The 14,344-nt window shown below is 70.4% G+C and carries 14 protein-coding genes; 13 read left to right on the top strand and 1 reads right to left on the bottom strand.

Annotated features, from left to right (window positions below):
* Window positions 1-8 precede the first annotated feature (8 nt).
* The 6 genes from AAC134_RS09080 (at window position 9) to AAC134_RS09105 (ending at window position 5,721) form a co-directional block, all read left to right on the top strand.
* Window positions 9-1,304: an ABC transporter substrate-binding protein gene (locus tag AAC134_RS09080; protein ID WP_339948764.1), complete on the top strand. Its 1,296-nt coding sequence runs from the start codon at window positions 9-11 to the stop codon at window positions 1,302-1,304.
* Between the two features lie 200 nt (window positions 1,305-1,504).
* The gene (locus tag AAC134_RS09085) at window positions 1,505-2,404 is read left to right on the top strand and encodes a branched-chain amino acid ABC transporter permease (protein ID WP_339948765.1); all 900 of its coding nucleotides are present in this window, start codon (window positions 1,505-1,507) and stop codon (window positions 2,402-2,404) included.
* Window positions 2,405-2,406: 2 nt separating this feature from the next.
* On the top strand, window positions 2,407-3,402 hold the full coding sequence (locus AAC134_RS09090; protein WP_339948809.1) for a branched-chain amino acid ABC transporter permease: 996 nt from the start codon (window positions 2,407-2,409) through the stop codon (window positions 3,400-3,402).
* On the top strand, window positions 3,399-4,196 hold the full coding sequence (locus AAC134_RS09095) for an SDR family oxidoreductase (RefSeq protein ID WP_339948766.1): 798 nt from the start codon (window positions 3,399-3,401) through the stop codon (window positions 4,194-4,196). The genes AAC134_RS09090 and AAC134_RS09095 overlap by 4 nt, the downstream gene beginning before the upstream one ends.
* Window positions 4,193-4,969, top strand: a complete 777-nt coding sequence (locus AAC134_RS09100; RefSeq protein ID WP_339948767.1) for an ABC transporter ATP-binding protein — start codon at window positions 4,193-4,195, stop codon at window positions 4,967-4,969. The genes AAC134_RS09095 and AAC134_RS09100 overlap by 4 nt, the downstream gene beginning before the upstream one ends.
* Complete coding sequence (locus AAC134_RS09105; RefSeq protein WP_339948768.1) at window positions 4,969-5,721, top strand: ABC transporter ATP-binding protein; 753 nt, start codon at window positions 4,969-4,971, stop codon at window positions 5,719-5,721. The genes AAC134_RS09100 and AAC134_RS09105 overlap by 1 nt, the downstream gene beginning before the upstream one ends.
* Here AAC134_RS09105 and AAC134_RS09110 read toward each other — a convergent pair.
* A complete protein-coding gene (locus tag AAC134_RS09110) occupies window positions 5,706-6,530 on the bottom strand; it encodes a DeoR/GlpR family DNA-binding transcription regulator (protein ID WP_339948810.1) in 825 nt (274 codons plus the stop codon). The genes AAC134_RS09105 and AAC134_RS09110 overlap by 16 nt on opposite strands.
* 380 nt (window positions 6,531-6,910) lie before the next feature.
* Between AAC134_RS09110 and AAC134_RS09115 the strand changes: the two genes are divergently transcribed.
* The 7 genes from AAC134_RS09115 to AAC134_RS09145 all read left to right on the top strand — a co-directional run bounded on the left by AAC134_RS09115 (window position 6,911) and on the right by AAC134_RS09145 (window position 14,146).
* On the top strand, window positions 6,911-7,999 hold the full coding sequence (locus AAC134_RS09115) for an ABC transporter ATP-binding protein (RefSeq protein ID WP_339948769.1): 1,089 nt from the start codon (window positions 6,911-6,913) through the stop codon (window positions 7,997-7,999).
* A 13-nt stretch (window positions 8,000-8,012) separates the two neighbouring features.
* On the top strand, window positions 8,013-9,116 hold the full coding sequence (locus AAC134_RS09120; protein WP_339948770.1) for an ABC transporter ATP-binding protein: 1,104 nt from the start codon (window positions 8,013-8,015) through the stop codon (window positions 9,114-9,116).
* Window positions 9,116-9,991 carry a sugar ABC transporter permease gene (locus AAC134_RS09125; RefSeq protein WP_339948771.1) on the top strand — a complete coding sequence of 292 codons (876 nt, stop codon included), beginning with the start codon at window positions 9,116-9,118 and terminating at the stop codon, window positions 9,989-9,991. Before AAC134_RS09120 ends, AAC134_RS09125 begins: the two co-directional genes overlap by 1 nt.
* Window positions 9,988-10,797, top strand: coding sequence for a carbohydrate ABC transporter permease (locus tag AAC134_RS09130; RefSeq protein WP_339948772.1), 810 nt, complete (start codon window positions 9,988-9,990; stop codon window positions 10,795-10,797). Before AAC134_RS09125 ends, AAC134_RS09130 begins: the two co-directional genes overlap by 4 nt.
* A 13-nt stretch (window positions 10,798-10,810) precedes the next feature.
* Window positions 10,811-11,083, top strand: a complete 273-nt coding sequence (locus tag AAC134_RS09135; protein WP_339948773.1) for a DUF2160 domain-containing protein — start codon at window positions 10,811-10,813, stop codon at window positions 11,081-11,083.
* Window positions 11,084-11,171: 88 nt separating this feature from the next.
* Window positions 11,172-12,890 (top strand): ABC transporter substrate-binding protein, encoded by a 1,719-nt coding sequence (locus tag AAC134_RS09140; protein ID WP_339948811.1) that lies wholly within the window; start codon window positions 11,172-11,174, stop codon window positions 12,888-12,890.
* 119 nt (window positions 12,891-13,009) lie between these two features.
* Window positions 13,010-14,146, top strand: a complete 1,137-nt coding sequence (locus AAC134_RS09145; RefSeq protein WP_339948812.1) for an iron-containing alcohol dehydrogenase — start codon at window positions 13,010-13,012, stop codon at window positions 14,144-14,146.
* Window positions 14,147-14,344 lie beyond the last annotated feature (198 nt).

Consider the following 14,344-nt stretch of genomic DNA (forward strand, 5'->3'; position numbering starts at 1 on the left):
AACCAGACATGACCCGAACCAACGCCCCGAGTCCGTCACGAGGTCCGTCGCTGCGTCCGTCGCGTCGCCAGGTGCTGGCCGCGGTCGGCGCGGCGACCGCCGTCTCGGCGCTGGGCGCGCCCTTCGTGGCCCGCGGCCAGGGCGCCAAGATCCGCGTCGGCATGCCCACCATCCTGTCGGGCCGCGTGGCGATCCTGGGCACCTCGAGCCGCGACGCCGCGATCCTGGCGGTGAACCAGGCCAACGCCGCCGGCGGCTTCGGCGGCCGCGAGGTCGAGCTGGTGGTCCGCGATTCCCGCGGCCAGCCCGACGAGGCCGCCCGCGTCACCCGCGACCTGGTCAACACCGAGGGCTGCGAGATCATCATCGACGCCGAGGCCTCCTCGGGCGCCTTTGCGGTCCATGAGGTGGTGGGCGAGCTGGGCGTGCTGTGCCTGCACACCTGCTCTGAGACCTCGGCGCTGACCGCCGATCCCAAGCTGCACAAGCCCACCGCCTTCCGCGCCGCCCGCCAGGGCATCCACGACGCGGTCGCGGGGGGCAAGTACGCCGCCGAGATCGCCAAGCGCGACAACCTGATGAAGTGGATGACCTGCTCGCCCGACTACGCCTACGGCCGGGACAACACCTCGCAGTTCGTCGAGTATCTCAAGATCTTCGCCCCCGAGATCGAGGTGGTGAACGAAGCCTGGCCCAAGCTGTTCGAGCCGGATTACACCGCCTATGTCACCCGGGTCCTGCAGGTGCAGCCCGACGCGATCTACTCGGCGCTGTGGGGCGGCGACCTGGTCTCGTTTCTCGAGCAGGCGAACCTTTACCAGATCTTCGCGGGCGGGCTGCAGTGGTTCTCGGGCGGGCTCGCCGATCCGCCGATCGTCAATGCGCTCAAGCAGCTGCCCTCGGGCCTGCATTCGGTGTTCCGCTACGATCCCGACTATCCCGACAGCGAGGCCAACAAGGCCTTCCACCAGGGCTTCACCGAGATCTCGGAGACCGAGCCCACCAACTGGGCCTGGCAGACCTACACCGCCGTGCAGTTCATCGACCAGGCGCTGACGGCCACGGGCGGCAAAACCGACGGCCAGGCGCTGGCCGACGCGGTGAAGGGCGCTTCGGTCGAGAGCCCGTTCACCGAGACGGGCGAGATCACCATGCGCGCGGACGATCACACGATCATCGGCTACCCCGTCGCCTGGGGCCAGTCGCGCCCCGATCCCAAGGGCTTCCAGAACTGGGAGCGCGGCGACTGGGACGAGATCCTGACCCTCGAGCAGGAGTGGAAGAAGCGCCAGGGCTACGCCTGAGCGCCCGCCGCGCGGGCGCGGCGCGCGCGCAACTGCGCAGGCGCGGCGCTTGTGACCCGCGCCCCGGCGCGATGGCCCGGGATCGCGCGCTTGCGCGGCGGTTCGGGGTCCTCGCGCCCGAGGCGGCCCTCTCTTCCGCGCCCGTCCCGGCCGTCCGGCCGGGGCGGGTCCGCTCCTAAGCCCCTCATCGGGAGACGTTCATGGACCTCACGGCGCTGTTCGGCTGCCTCTCCGTGCCCGCCTGCGCGGTCACCCAGGTCTCGACCGGGCTGATCATCGGGATGCTTCTGTTCCTGGTCGCCTCGGGCCTGTCGCTGATCTTCGGGGTGCTGGGGGTGATCAACTTCGCCCACGGCGCCTTCTACATGCTGGGCGCGTATTTCGCGCTGGCCGGCTATCAGCTGACCGGCAACTTCGTGGTGGCGATGGCCGCCGGCGCGGGAGGCATGGCGCTGTTCGGCGCGATCTTCGAGCGGCTGTTCATCTCGCGCATCTACGGGCGCGACGTGCTGATGCAGCTGCTGTTGTGCTACGCCTTCGTGCTGATCCTGGACGACATGGTGAAGATCATCTGGGGCGCCGAGTACCAGATGATGGGCATGCCGCAGAGCTTCGCGCTGCCGCCGATGTTCATCGCCGGCGGGCCGGTGCCGCCCTACTACCTGTTCATGATCTGCGCCTCGGTCACGGTGGGCGCGATCCTGTGGATCGGCATCGCCAAGACCCGCTTCGGCAAGCTGGTGCGCGCGGCCGCCCACAACCCGCAGATGGTCGGCGCGCTGGGGGTGAACACCTCCGTGCTCTACGCCTCGGTCTTCGGCATCGGCTCGCTGCTGGCGGGGCTGGCGGGCGCTTTGGCGGCGCCGGTGCGCACGCTGACGCCGGGCATGGGCCTGTCGATCCTGATCGAGAGCTTCATCGTCACGGTGATCGGAGGCATGGGCTCGATCGTGGGGGCGTTCGTGGCCTCGCTTCTGATCGGGCTGACGCGGTCCTTCGGCTCGATCGGCTTTCCGCTGTTCGTGGACGGAGCGATGTTCGTGATGATGGGCCTCGTGCTGATCCTGCGCCCCTCGGGCCTGTTCGGACGGCAGGTGTGAGCATGGGACCGGGCCTGATCCGCGACCTGGGCGTCGGCCTCGTCGCCCTGGTCGCGCTGCTGCTGATCCCCGGGCTGACCGGATCGGCGGCGCTGAGCGACTTCCTGATCTATGTCGCCGCCTATGGGCTGCTGGCGATGTCGCTGAACCTGCTGACCGGCTACACCGGCCTCGTCAGCTTCGGGCACGCGGCCTATTTCGCCTCCGGCGCCTACTCCTTCGGGCTGCTGATGCAGTCGGGGACGGTCTCGATCCCCGTGGCCTTCGTGCTGGCGGTGGGGTTCTCGGCGCTGACGGCCTTGATCGTCGGCGCGATCTGCGTGCGGCTGAAGGAGATCTACTTCGCCTTCCTCACGCTCGCCTTCCAGATGATGTTCCACTCGATCATCCTGACCTGGGTGTCGCTGACCGGCGGCGACCAGGGGCTGATGGGCGGCATCCCGCGGCCGGCGTTCTGGGGGATCGACCTGACCTCCCCGCGGGCGTTCTACACGTTCTGCATGATCGTCTTCGTGATCTGCATCCTGCTGCTGCGCCAGATCGTCCAGAGCCCCTTCGGCCACACCCTGCGCATGATCCGCGACAACCCCGACCGCGCGGTGTTCCTGGGCGTGAACGCCTACCGGGCCAAGCTGCTGAGCTTCGTTCTGGCGGGCTCGGTCGCCTCGGTCGGGGGGGTGCTGCTGGCGCTGTTCGCGTCCGGCGCCTACCCCGAGTTCGCCTACTGGACCATGTCGGGCCAGGCGATCTTCATGATCATGCTGGGCGGCAGCCGGGTGTTCCTGGGCCCGCTGCTCGGCGCGGTGCTGCTGCAGGGGCTGAACCACTACGTCACCGGCGTGACCGAGCATCACGGTCTGGTGCTGGGCATCGTCATCGTGGTGGCGGTGCTGGGCCTGCGCCGGGGGCTGGCGGACTTCGCCCTCGACTGGCGCGAGGCGCGGCGCGAGCGGGCCGCCGCCGCCCGCCCCGCCGCCCCATCGGGAGGAAACGCATGATGGACATGACCGGCCGCGTCGCGGTCGTCACCGGCGGCGCCAGCGGCATCGGCGCCGCCTGCTGCCAGGCGCTGGCCGAGGCCGGCGCCCGCGTCGCCGTGCTCGACGTGAACCTCGCCGGCGCCGAGATCGTCGCGGCGGGCCTCTCCGGCGAGGGCCACGTCCCCGCCTTCCTCGACGTGCGCGACGCGGACGCCGTGGAGGCGCTGGCGGCCAAGCTCGACGCGGACATGGGCCCCGCCTCGGCCCTGGTGACCTCGGCGGGCGTGCTGCAACTGCCGCAGTCGCCCGAGGATCTGCCGATGTCCGAGTGGGACCGCGTTGTCGCCGTCGACCAGCGCGGCGTCTGGGTCAGCTGCGTCGCCTGGGGGCGGCGCATGGCCCTGCGCGGCACCGGGGCGATCGTCAACATAGCTTCCATCGCCGGGATGCGCGCCCTGCCGCTGCACGCCTATGCGCCGGCCAAGGCCGCAGTGATCTCGATGACCGAGTGCCTGGCGACCGAGTGGGGACGTTCGGGCGTGCGGGTCAACGCGGTCTCGCCGGGCTTCACCCTGACCCCCGCGCTCGCCGAGCGCTTTGAGAACGGCGAGCGCGACCCCGGCCCGATGCAGGGCATGACCCCGATGGGCCGACTGGTGCGGCCCGAGGAGATCGCCTCGGCCGTGACCTTCCTGTGCTCGGACGCGTCCTCGGCGATCAGCGGGGTGACGCTGCCGGTGGACGGCGGCTGGCTCTCGGGCCCGGCCTGGACCACCTACGCGCCGTTTCCGCCGGCGAGGGGGAACGCATGACCCAACCGATGCTCCAGATCCGCGATCTCGCGAAATCCTTCGGCGGGGTCGAGGCGATGCGCGGGGTGACGCTCGACTTTCCCGCAGGCTCTCTGACCGCCATCATCGGGCCGAACGGGGCGGGCAAGACCACCTTCTTCAACCTGATCTCCGGCCACATCCGCCCCGACCGGGGCGAGGTGAAGCTGGACGGCGAGGAGCTTGTCGGCCTGTCGGCCCTCGAGGTCGTGCGCCGGGGCATGACCCGGGCCTTCCAGGTGGCCAGCATCTTCCCCGACATGACCATGGAGCAGAGCCTGGTCGCCGCCGTCACCGCGCAGCGGGGCGAGCTGTTCTCGATGCTGCGCCGCGCCCCCCTGCCGGCGGCGCGGGAGCGGGCGGGCGAGATCATGGACCTGCTGGGCCTGACGCCCCGCGCCGGGGCCGTGTCGCGCAACCTCTCGCACGGCGAGCAGAAGCTGCTCGACATCGGCCTCGCGCTGGCGCTGGAGCCCAAGGTGCTGCTGCTCGACGAACCCACCGCCGGCATGGGCGCCGAGGAACGCTGGCGGATGATCGAGAAGGTCCACGCGCTGTGGGAGGGCTCGGACCTCACGGTGATCTTCATCGAGCATGACATGGACATCGTCTTCCAGATCGCCCAGTCGATCGACGTGCTCAGCTACGGCCAGGTTCTGGCGCAGGGGACGCCCGAGGAGATCAAGCGCAACCAGGCCGTGATCGACGCCTACCTCGGCCAGGATCACCACCACGCCGTGACGGAGGGCGCCTGATGGCCGACGCGGACACCCTGGCCGAGCACGCCCCCGCAACCGCCGCGCCGCTGCTGGAGGTCGAGGGGCTCGACGTCTACTACGGCGCCAGCCAGATCCTGTTCGGACTGGGGCTCGCGGTCGGCGAGGGGCACACGGTCGCCCTGCTGGGGCGCAACGGGGCGGGCAAGTCCACCACCTTCAAGGCGATCGCGGGCATCGCGCCGCCGCGGCGCGGCTCGGTCCGCCTGCGCGGCGCCGAGATGGCCGGCGCCGCGCCCCACCGCATCGCGCGGGCCGGCATCGGCTATGTCCCCGAGGACCGGCAGGTGTTCCCCGAGCATTCGGTCGAGGACAACCTCCTGATCGGCGAGAAGAAGGGCCCCGCCGGCAAGACCGACTGGACGCTGGAGCGGATCTGGGAGGTGTTCCCCCTGCTTGCGGGCATGAAGGGGCGCATGGCCGGCCGCCTTTCGGGCGGCGAGCAGCAGATGCTGACCATCGCCCGCACCCTGATGGGCAACCCCGACCTGGTGCTGCTCGACGAGCCGTCCGAGGGGCTGGCCCCGATCATCGTGGCCGAGATCGGCAAGCTGATCGCCACCCTGCGCGGCATGGGCGTAACCATCCTGATGGCCGAGCAGAACATGCACTTCTGCCTCGCCGTCGCCACCCACGCCGCGGTGATCGACAAGGGCGTGGTGGTCTATCGCGACACCATCGCCGGCCTGCGCGCCAACCGGGAGATCACCGACCGCTACCTCTCGATCTGAGGCGCGAGGGGCGGGCCCCCGTCCTCGGCCGCGGCGGCGGGGGGCGGGCCGTCGGGCCAGGCGACCTCGAGCGGGGTGGACCACTCGCGGCAGCGCTGCGCCAGCGGGCCGGGAAAGGGCAGGTCGGTGAACACCCCCGCCAGGTCGCGCAGCGAGGCGATGCGCACCGGCGCGCTGCGCTGCAGCTTGGTGTGGTCGGCCACCAGCACCGAGCGTCGGGCGAGGCTCACGATCCGCCGGCTGACGCCGACCTCCTGGGGGTCGTAGTCGAGGATGTCGCCGTCCTCGTCCAGCGCCGAGCAGCCGATCACCGCAAGGTCGACCTTGAAGCGCTCGATCGCCTGCAGGGTCATCTCGCCCACCAGCCCGCCGTCGCTGCGCCGCAGGGCGCCGCCGGTCAGCACGATCTCGCAGCTGGGATTGGCGGTCAGGATGTTGGCCACGTTGATGTTGTTGGTCACCACCAGCAGGTTGCGGTGGGCGAGCAGGGCGCGGGCCACCGCCTCGGCGCTGGTGCCGATGCTCAGGAACAGCGAGGCGTCCTCGGGGATCGCGCGGGCGCAGAGCGCGGCGATCGCGCCCTTGGCCTCGCCGTTCAGGGCGCGGCGCTGCTCATAGCCGATGTTGCGCACGCTCGAGGGCAGGATCGCGCCGCCGTGCACCCGGTCGAGGCGGCCGTCGTCGGCGAGTTCGCCCAGGTCGCGCCGGATGGTCTGCACGCTGACGCCCAGCCGCGCGGCCAGGTCCTCGACCAGCACGCGGCCCTCGCGGCGGGCGATCTCGAGAATCTCGTGGCGGCGGATCGACAGGGCGGCCTCCCCGGCAGCGGCGCGCGGCGCTTTCGCAAGGTTTCGTATGGGGCCGAAGCCGCGCTCGATGCAAGCGCAATGCGCGGTTTGAGCGTGAAACGAGCAATGACGCGCTGCAGCATCGGGCGGTTCGGCGCAAAAGCGCGCGTTTGCGAAGAGATGCTTTGACTCCCTTTGGCGCGAGATGCTTTCGTCGGCTCTACCGCGGGACAAGGTCCGGGGCGGGCGCGGAGGGAGGTCCGCGCCCCCCGGCCCCGCGCGCCACGGCGCCTGACAAGGCGCCGCCAACAATGGCGCTCGACAAGGCGCTGCGAACGAAGGCGCCCGGCGCGGCGCCGCGAAAGACCCGGCCCCAGGCCGGGACGGGGAGGGAAGACCGAATGGCGCTGACGCTCGAGGGCGTTTCGAAATCCGTCGCCGGGCGGGTGCATGTCCACCCCACCGACCTGACGCTGGCCCGCGGCACCATGAACGTGCTGCTGGGCCCGACGCTGGCGGGCAAGACCACGCTGATGCGGCTGATGGCCGGGCTCGACGTTCCCACCGAGGGCCGCGTGCTGTGGGAGGGCGAGGACGTCACCGGACGCCGGGTGCAGGACCGGGGCGTGGCCATGGTCTACCAGCAGTTCATCAATTACCCCGCGATGAGCGTGTTCGAGAACATCGCCTCGCCCCTGCGCCTGCAGCGCCGCCCGAAGGACGAGATCGCCCGGCGGGTGGGCGAGGTGGCCGAGATGATGAAGCTGACCCCGATGCTCGGCCGCCGCCCGCTGGAGCTGTCGGGCGGCCAGCAGCAGCGCTGCGCGCTGGCCCGCGCGCTGGTCAAGGACGCGGGCCTGGTGCTGCTGGACGAGCCGCTGGCCAACCTCGACTACAAGCTGCGCGAGGAGCTGCGGATCGAGATCCCGCGGATCTTCGAGGCCTCGGGCGCGATCTTCGTCTACGCCACCACCGAGCCGGAGGAGGCGCTGCTGCTCGGCGGCTCGACCGCCACCCTGTGGGAGGGGCGCGTCACCCAGTTCGGCCCCACGCCCGAGGTCTATCGCCGCCCGCAGGACGCCACCACCGCGCGGGTCTTCTCGGACCCGCCGATGAACTTCCTGCCGGTGGAGAAATCCGGCGACCGGCTGAACTTCGGCGACGGCCAGGCCGCGCCCGCCGCCGGCGCGCTGGCGCGGCTTCCCGACGGGCGCTACCTGGCGGGCTTCCGGCCCAACCACCTCGAGCTGGAGCGGCACGCGGCGGACTCGATGGCCTTCACCACGCATCTGGCGGTGGCCGAGATCACCGGCTCGGAGACCTTCGTCCACCTCGATCACCACGGAGAGCGCTGGGTCGGCCTGGTCCACGGCGTGCGGGAGCTGGAGATCGGCGCTCCGCTGCAGGTCCATCTCGACCCCGCCCATGTCTATGTCTTCGGCGAGGACGGGGCGCTGGTCGCGCCCGCGCCCTACGCGCTGGCGGCCTGAGGGGGAGGGGAGCATGGCCCGCATCACGCTCGACGATCTGGCGCATTCCTACCTGCCCTCGCCCGCCTCCGAGGCCGACTACGCGCTGCGCCCGCTGAACCTCGAGTGGGCGGACGGCGAGGCCTATGCGCTGCTCGGCCCCTCGGGCTGCGGGAAGTCGACGCTGCTCAACATCATCTCCGGCCTGCTGACGCCCTCGCGCGGGCGGATCCTGTTTGGCGACAAGGACGTCACCCACGCCCCCACGGCCGAGCGCAACATCGCCCAGGTGTTCCAGTTCCCCGTGGTCTACGACACCATGACCGTGCGCGAGAACCTGGCCTTTCCGCTGAAGAACCGCGGCATGGACCGCGCCTATGTCGCCCAGCGGGTGCAGACGGTGGCCGGCATGATCGGCATGGAGGCCGAGCTCGACCGCCGCGCCCAGGGGCTGACCGCCGACGCCAAGCAGAAGATCAGCCTCGGCCGGGGAATGGTGCGCGAGGACGTCAACGCGCTGCTGTTCGACGAGCCGCTGACCGTCATCGACCCGCACATGAAGTGGCGCCTGCGCACGCAGCTGAAATCGCTGCACCACGAGTTCCGCCACACGATGATCTACGTCACCCACGACCAGACCGAGGCGCTGACCTTCGCCGACAAGGTGGTGGTGATGCATGAGGGGCAGGTGGTCCAGATCGGCACGCCGCAGGAGCTGTTCGAGCGGCCCGCCCACACCTTCGTGGGCTATTTCATCGGCTCGCCCGGCATGAACCTGGTCCCTGCCAGGGTCGAGGGGGCGGTGGCCCATCTCGACCCGGCTGAGGGCGGCGCGCAGGTGCCGCTGGGCCGCGGCTACGGCGCCCCCGAGGGCCGGGTCGCGATCGGCGTGCGGCCGGAATTCGCCCGCCTGTCCGCCACCGAGGGCCTGCCCGTGAGCATCGAGCGGGTCGAGGACGTGGGCCGGCACCGCATCGTGCGCGCCACCCTGTCCGGGACCCCGATCAGCATCGTCGCGCCCGAGGGCCAGCCGCTGGGCGCCGACATGACCCGGGTGGTCTTCGACCCCGCCCAGATCAACGTCTATCGCGACGACTGGCGCCTCGAGGGCGAGCGCATCGCGGGGGAGGCCGCCTGATGGACAAGACCGTCAACCAACGCGCCTGGTTCCTGGTGCTGCCGGTGCTGGCGCTGGTCGCCTTCTCGGCGGTGATCCCGCTGATGACCGTGGTCAACTACTCGGTCCAGGACACGTTCGGTCAGAACGAGTTCTTCTGGGCGGGGCTGGAGTGGTTCGAGGAGCTGCTCGACAGCGACCGCATGTGGGAGGCGCTGCGGCGCCAGGCGATGTTCTCGGCCATCGTGCTGGCGATCGAGGTGCCGCTGGGCGTGATCGTGGCGCTGAACATGCCCAAGAAGGGGGTGTGGTCCTCGGTCTGCCTGGTGCTGATGAGCCTGCCGCTGCTGATCCCGTGGAACGTGGTCGGCACCATCTGGCAGATTTTTGGAAGGGTCGACATCGGGCTCCTTGGAGCCACGATGGAGAGCCTCGGGATCGACTACAACTACACCCAGGACGTCACTTCGGCCTGGGCCACGGTCATCGTGATGGACGTGTGGCACTGGACCTCGCTGGTGGCGCTGCTGGCCTATGCCGGCCTGCGCTCGATCCCCGACGCCTACTACCAGGCCGCGCGCATCGACCAGGCGAGCCGCTGGAAGGTGTTCCGCTACATCGAGCTGCCCAAGATGCGCGGCGTGCTGATGATCGCGATCCTGCTGCGCTTCATGGACAGCTTCATGATCTACACCGAGCCCTTCGTCGTCACCGGCGGCGGTCCGGGCAACGCCACCACGTTCCTGTCGATCGACCTGGTGAAGATGGCGCTGGGGCAGTTCGACCTCGGGCCCGCGGCGGCGTTCTCGCTGATGTATTTCCTGGTGATCCTGCTGATCTCCTGGGTGTTCTACACCGTGATGACCAACCTCGACAAAGCGGAGGGCCCGAAATGAGGTTCCTGCCCTCCCGCTCCGCCGTCGTGATGATCCTGTATCTGCTGTTCCTGCTGCTGCCGATCTACTGGCTCTTCAACATGAGCCTGAAGACCAACACCGAGATCCTCAACACCCTGTCGCTCTGGCCGCAGTCGCCGACGCTGAGGAACTACGAGGTGATCCTGACGGATCCCTCGTGGTACATGGGCTACGTCAACTCGTTGATCTACGTGGTGATGAATACGGCGATCTCGGTGGCCGTGGCGCTGCCGGCGGCCTACGCCTTCTCCCGCTACAGCTTCATGGGCGACAAGCACCTGTTCTTCTGGCTGCTGACCAACCGCATGGCGCCGCCGGCGGTGTTCGCGCTGCCGTTCTTCCAGCTCTATTCCTCGGTGGGCCTCTTCGACACCCATATCGCGGTGGCGCTGGCCCACTGCCTGTTCAACGTGCCGCTGGCGGTCTGGATCCTCGAGGGTTTCATGCGCGGCGTGCCGCGCGAGATCGACGAGACCGCCTATATCGACGGCTACTCGTTCCCCCGCTTCTTCGTGCGCATCTTCATGCCCCTGATCGCCTCGGGCATCGGGGTCGCGGCCTTCTTCTGCTTCATGTTCTCCTGGGTCGAGCTGCTGCTCTCGCGCACGCTGACCTCGGTCGACGCCAAGCCCATCGCGGCGACGATGACGCGCACGGTTTCCGCCTCGGGGATGGACTGGGGGGTGCTGGCCGCGGCCGGCATCCTGACCATCGTGCCGGGCGCGCTCGTGATCTGGTTCGTGCGCAACTACATCGCCAAGGGCTTCGCCCTCGGCCGGGTTTGAGGGAGGGGTTTCAATGGCCTGGATGGCATGGACCTGGCCCACGGCGGCCTTCTTCGCGGTGATCGCGCTGCTGCTGGTCGTCTTCACGATCCTCGCGCTGCGCTACCCCGAGACGCCGCGCATGGGGGTCCTGCGCATCGAGACGACCCGCGGGGACCGGCTGTTCATCACGCTGCTGGGCTCGGCCTTCGTCAACCTGGCCTGGCTGGGGCTGGCCGACGCCTCGCAATGGTGGGGGCTGGGGCTGAGCCTCGTGTGGGCCGCCGCCGTGTTTCGCTGGGTCTGACAGGGACCCGGCCCGCCACGCGCCGGGGCCCCGCGGGGCCCCGCGCCAACCCATCAAAAAGCTCACCAGGGAGGACAACATGAGCTTGATGCTTAGAACCACCACGGCGCTGGCGCTCGCGCTCGCGCTCGGCGCGGGAGGGCCGGCCTTCGCCGACATGGACGCCGCGAAAGCCTTCCTCGACGCCGAGATCGGCGAGATGTCCACCCTCTCCCGCGAGGAGCAGGAAGCGGAGATGCAGTGGTACGTCGACGCCGCCCAGCCCTTCCAGGGGATGGAGATCAAGGTGGTCTCGGAGACGATCACCACCCACGAGTACGAGTCCAAGGTCCTCGCCCCCGCCTTCAGCCGCATCACCGGCATCCAGGTCACCCATGACCTGATCGGCGAGGGCGACGTGGTCGAGAAGCTGCAGACCCAGATGCAGTCGGGCGAGAACATCTACGACGCCTATGTCAACGACTCCGACCTCATCGGCACCCACTGGCGCTACCAGCAGGCCCGCAGCCTGACCGACTGGATGAAGAACGCGGGCGCGGACGTGACCTCGCCCACGCTCGACCTCGAGGACTTCATCGGCGTCCAGTTCACCACCGCCCCGGACGGAGAGCTCTACCAGCTTCCCGACCAGCAGTTCGCGAACCTCTACTGGTTCCGGTATGACTGGTTCAACGACGAGAAGAACCAGGCCGACTTCAAGGAGAAATACGGCTACGACCTCGGCGTTCCGGTGAACTGGACGGCCTACGAGGACATCGCCGAGTTCTTCACCGGCCGGGACCTCAGCCACCTGGGCGTCGACGGCGAAGTCTTCGGCAACATGGACTACGGCAAGAAGGACCCCAGCCTGGGCTGGCGCTACACCGACGCGTGGCTGTCGATGGCCGGCGTGGGGTCTAAGGGCGAGCCCAACGGCCTGCCGGTGGACGAATGGGGCATCCGGGTGGACGAGAATTCGCGTCCCGTCGGCTCCTGCGTCGCGCGCGGCGGCGCCACCAACGGCCCGGCCGCCGTCTACGCCGTGACCAAGGCGATCGAGTGGCTGCAGAAGTACTCGCCCCCCGCGGCCGCCGGCATGACCTTCTCCGAGGCCGGCCCGATCCCCGCGCAGGGCAACGTCGCCCAGCAGATGTTCTGGTACACCGCCTTCACCGCCGACACCGTGAAGCCGGACCTGCCCGTGATGAACGAGGACGGCACGCCCAAGTGGCGGATGGCCCCCTCGCCCCACGGCGTCTACTGGGAGGAGGGGACCAAGATCGGCTATCAGGACGTGGGCTCCTGGACGCTGATGAAGTCGACCCCCGACGACCGCGCCAAGGCGGCCTGGCTCTACGCCCAGTTCGTCACCTCCAAGACCGTGGACGTGAAGAAGTCCGACGTGGGCCTGACCTTCATCCGCGAGTCGACCATCCAGTCCGACCACTTCTCTGAGCGCGCCGACAAGCTGGGCGGGCTGGTGGAGTTCTACCGCTCCCCCGCCCGGGTCGCCTGGTCGCCGACGGGCACCAACGTTCCCGACTACCCCAAGCTGGCGCAGCTGTGGTGGCAGAACATCGGCGACGCGATGTCCGGCGCGAAGTCGGCGCAGGAGGCGCTGGATGCGCTGTGCGAGGCGCAGGAGAAGGTGATGGCCCGGCTCGAGCGCGCCGGCGTGCAGGGCGACATCGGCCCCAAGCTCAACGAGGAGAAGGACCCTCAGGAGTGGCTGTCGATGGACGGCTCGCCCAAGGCCAAGCTCGAGAACGAGGACGAGGAGCCCAAGACCGTCTCCTACGATGAGCTGATCAAGTCCTGGTCCAACTGAGCGCCGCCGGACGGGGCCGGGGGTTCCCTCTGGCCCCGATCGGATGCGATCCTTCGCGCGGCGCGCCCCCCAGGGGTGCGCCGCGTTCCGTTTCCCCCTCCGGAGCCCCTGCCATGACCCTGCCGCCCTTCGGGTTCGCCGGCCCCGCCGAGATCGTCTTCGGCCGGGGCCGCGCCGCCGCCGAGGCCGCCCCCCGCATCGCCGCGCTGGGCGCCCGCGTGCTGCTGGTCCGCGGCCGCTCGCCCGCCCGCGCCGCCTGGCTGCGCGAGGCGCTGGAGGGGCAGGGCTGCGCGGTCGAGGAAATCGCCGGCGAGGGCGAGCCCGAGCTTGCCGCCGTGACCGCGGCCGCAGAGGCCGCCCGCCGCGCCGAGGTGGTGGTCTCGCTGGGCGGCGGGGCGGTCATCGACCTCGGCAAGGCCGCCGCCGCGCTGGCGACCGCCGACGGCCCGCCGCTGCGCTATCTTGAGGTGGTGGGCGAGGGCCGTCCCCTGCCGGCCGCGCCGCTCCCGTTCGTCGCGATCCCCACCACCGCCGGCGCCGGGGCCGAGGCCACCCGCAACGCCGTCATCGGCGTGCCCGAGCATCGCCGCAAGGTTTCGCTTCGCGACGCGCGGATGCTGCCCCGAATGGCGCTGGTCGACCCCGCGCTGGCGGACGGCTGCCCGTGGGAGGTGACGCTGGCCTCCGGCCTCGACGCCGTGACGCAGGTGATCGAGCCCTGGATCTGCACGCGCGCCACCCCCTTCACCGATGCGCTCTGCGCGCCGGCGATTCCGCGCGGCCTCGCCGCCCTGATGCGCCTGTCGCAGGGCGAGGACCCGGGCGCGCGCGACGAGATCGCCTGGGTGGCGCTCTGCGGCGGCCTGGCGCTGGCGAATTCCGGCCTGGGCGTTGTCCATGGGCTCGCGGGGGTGCTGGGCGGCATGACCGGCGCGGCGCATGGCGCGATCTGCGGGCGGCTCCTGCCCCACGGGCTCGCGCTGAACGCCTCCCGCGCGCAGGGGGAGCCCGCCCGCCGCATCGCCCGCGTCCAGGCCTGGATCGGCGAGGCGCTGGACGCGCCGCCCGAAGCCGCCTGCGCGGAGCTCGACCGCTGGAGCCGCGCGCAGGGCCTGCCGGGGCTGGACGGCATGGGCCTGCGCGCGCAGGACCGCCGCCCCGCGGCGGAGGCCGCGGCCGCCTCCTCCTCGATGAAGGCGAACCCGGTCGCGCTGGACGCCGCGGAACTGGAGGGGATGCTCGCCGCGGCCGCCTGAGCCCGGGTCCAATCGCCCGGTCCGGGCGCCCCGATCCGGGCCTGTGCCGACAGGGGCGGCGTCCTCATATTTTGATCTTTGGCGGGACGCACTACGTCTGCGTCACGATCTGAACCGCACGCCAGCCGCGCCGGGAACAGCCTCCACCGCATCGCCGGGGCGTCCCGACCCTCCACGACGGCCCTCGCGCCGCCCTGG

The sequence above is a fragment of the uncultured Albimonas sp. genome (assembly GCF_963977235.1).
Taxonomy (GTDB): domain Bacteria; phylum Pseudomonadota; class Alphaproteobacteria; order Rhodobacterales; family Rhodobacteraceae; genus Albimonas.

What these genes read in the sequence shown, in the direction of transcription:
- AAC134_RS09080 (WP_339948764.1), top strand. Translation starts at nt 9, where the DNA reads ATGACCCGAACCAACGCCCCGAGTCCGTCACGAGGTCCGTCGCTGCGT.
- AAC134_RS09085 (WP_339948765.1), top strand. Translation starts at nt 1,505, where the DNA reads ATGGACCTCACGGCGCTGTTCGGCTGCCTCTCCGTGCCCGCCTGCGCG.
- AAC134_RS09090 (WP_339948809.1), top strand. Translation starts at nt 2,407, where the DNA reads ATGGGACCGGGCCTGATCCGCGACCTGGGCGTCGGCCTCGTCGCCCTG.
- AAC134_RS09095 (WP_339948766.1), top strand. Translation starts at nt 3,399, where the DNA reads ATGATGGACATGACCGGCCGCGTCGCGGTCGTCACCGGCGGCGCCAGC.
- AAC134_RS09100 (WP_339948767.1), top strand. Translation starts at nt 4,193, where the DNA reads ATGACCCAACCGATGCTCCAGATCCGCGATCTCGCGAAATCCTTCGGC.
- AAC134_RS09105 (WP_339948768.1), top strand. Translation starts at nt 4,969, where the DNA reads ATGGCCGACGCGGACACCCTGGCCGAGCACGCCCCCGCAACCGCCGCG.
- AAC134_RS09115 (WP_339948769.1), top strand. Translation starts at nt 6,911, where the DNA reads ATGGCGCTGACGCTCGAGGGCGTTTCGAAATCCGTCGCCGGGCGGGTG.
- AAC134_RS09120 (WP_339948770.1), top strand. Translation starts at nt 8,013, where the DNA reads ATGGCCCGCATCACGCTCGACGATCTGGCGCATTCCTACCTGCCCTCG.
- AAC134_RS09125 (WP_339948771.1), top strand. Translation starts at nt 9,116, where the DNA reads ATGGACAAGACCGTCAACCAACGCGCCTGGTTCCTGGTGCTGCCGGTG.
- AAC134_RS09130 (WP_339948772.1), top strand. Translation starts at nt 9,988, where the DNA reads ATGAGGTTCCTGCCCTCCCGCTCCGCCGTCGTGATGATCCTGTATCTG.
- AAC134_RS09135 (WP_339948773.1), top strand. Translation starts at nt 10,811, where the DNA reads ATGGCCTGGATGGCATGGACCTGGCCCACGGCGGCCTTCTTCGCGGTG.
- AAC134_RS09140 (WP_339948811.1), top strand. Translation starts at nt 11,172, where the DNA reads ATGCTTAGAACCACCACGGCGCTGGCGCTCGCGCTCGCGCTCGGCGCG.